General features: G+C 62.3%; 1 protein-coding gene. It reads left to right on the top strand.

Annotation, left to right across the window (positions count from 1 at the left end):
* Window positions 1-245: 245 nt before the first annotated feature.
* Window positions 246-1,241: a helix-turn-helix domain-containing protein gene (locus ACFYY1_RS43290; protein WP_388595616.1), complete on the top strand. Its 996-nt coding sequence runs from the start codon at window positions 246-248 to the stop codon at window positions 1,239-1,241.
* Window positions 1,242-1,270: the final 29 nt, after the last annotated feature.

Here is a 1,270-nt window from a genome sequence, read left to right as displayed (position 1 = left end):
GAGCTCGCACCTGCGCCGGGCCTTCACCAAGCTGGACGTCACCTCGCGCGCCGAGCTGACCCGGCTGGTGAAGCATCGCGACAACGGAGAGTAGTTGCTTCGTATCCCACGCCGGTGTCATGGAAATGGACGATTCACGCGATGTGCCGACGTGGTCGTTTCCTCAGACTGATCAAGAACCGCGGAATGCAGAAGTCCGCGGGGGATCTTCAATCGAGCGCCCATGACGTCCAAGGAGGAAGTCTGTGCCCACTGTTCTCTCCACCGAACCGCTGTCAGCTGCTGACCGGGCGGAGCGCTGGCATGAAGCGGTTTCCGGAACCTTTATGCCGATGGATGTGAATCTGCTGGAGAAGGAGCCGTCGCCCGGAAAGATCGTCAGCAGCCAACTCGGCACCCTGCACATCTCCCGCGTCAAGGCGGGACCACAGGTAGTGAAGCGCAACAAGCGCCACATCTCCCGCGACGACCCGAAGTCACTGATCGTCAGCCTCCAGCAGCAGGGCACGGCGACAAAGGAGCAGGACGGGCGGGAATCCGTGATAGGGCCGGGAGAATTCTCCATCAGTGACTCATCCCGCCTGTTCAGGATCAAAACCGAAGGAGAATTCGCTTTCACCTCCTTCCATTTCCCTCGCGAAGAACTTCACGTGCGGGACGAGGATCTGCAGGCATTGACTGCCACCACCTTCACCAGCGAGGAGGGCAGCGCCGCACTCGTGGCGACCTTTCTTGCGCGCATGGCGCGCGAAGCCGAGGGTTTCGACGACAGTGTCGGTCGCCGGGTCGCCGCCACCGCGCTCGATCTGATGGTGCTGCTCATCGACGAGCGCCGTGGACGCTCTACTTCCGAGGGATCGCATGTCGCCGCCGCCTCTCTCGAGCGTGTGAAGGACCATGTCATGCGCAACCTCGGTGATCCAGACCTGTCACCGTCCAGGATTGCCGAAGCGCACTTCATGTCGGTCCGCTACCTGCACAAGCTGTTTGAGCTTGAAGGCACGACCGTGGGCGGCTGGATCCGGACGCAGCGACTTGAACGGTGCCGCCGGGAACTCCTCCGGCCCATGGCCAGGGAGGTGGGGGTGGCGGCAGTCGCCCAGCGCTGGGGTTTTGTGAGTCCCAGTCATTTCAGCCGGGTCTTTCGCGCGGCCTACGGTATGACGCCCCGTGAATGGCAGCTCCAGGGTCGGTCCGGAGCACACTGCGGAAAAACCGACAGTGCACCGACGGAAAAGTGATATTCAGCTTTGGTGTGGGTTGGGGTGGG

It is taken from the genome of Streptomyces sp. NPDC001890, from assembly GCF_042891445.1.
Lineage (GTDB): Bacteria > Actinomycetota > Actinomycetes > Streptomycetales > Streptomycetaceae > Streptomyces.
This window is presented reverse-complemented; position numbering and strand designations above follow the sequence as displayed.